The following is a 447-nucleotide window of genomic DNA, read 5'->3' on the forward strand; positions in this document are numbered from 1 at the left end:
CCCCCCGCCCACGGCGACCCCGCGCGCCGTCGCGCCGCGCTCCGCCCCGCCCGGCCGGACGACCCCGTCGACCAGCTCGCGGCGGAGCTCGCCGACGACATCGGCGCGGCCGTCCATCCCTACGAGGTCGCGGCGGTCCTGGAGTCGCAGGGGATGACGGCGGACCGGATCCAGGAGACGTACGGGCACCCGGATCTGTTCTCGCTCGCCGACGCCCTGTACCAGCGGGTGCCGCGCAGCCACCCGGAGCCGGACCCGTCGCCCGACCCGTGGCGGCCCGACCACCTGCGGTGCGCGCTGCGCGGGCTGCTGTTCGCCCTGCCGGGCGCGGCCTACCCGCTGGCGGCGGGCGGCCAGTTGGGCGGGGCGGGCATCGGCGCGCTGATCGCGGCGGCGCTCGTGTCCTGGGCCTGGTCGCAGGCGCTCAGCCACCGCGCGTACGCGCGG

The 447-nt window shown here is 79.2% G+C and carries 1 pseudogene; it reads left to right on the top strand.

Annotated elements, in window-relative coordinates:
* A pseudogene (locus STRAU_RS37355) lies at positions 1–447 on the top strand (hypothetical protein); the annotation flags it as partial.

This window comes from Streptomyces aurantiacus JA 4570 (genome assembly GCF_000414115.1).
GTDB lineage: Bacteria > Actinomycetota > Actinomycetes > Streptomycetales > Streptomycetaceae > Streptomyces > Streptomyces aurantiacus_A.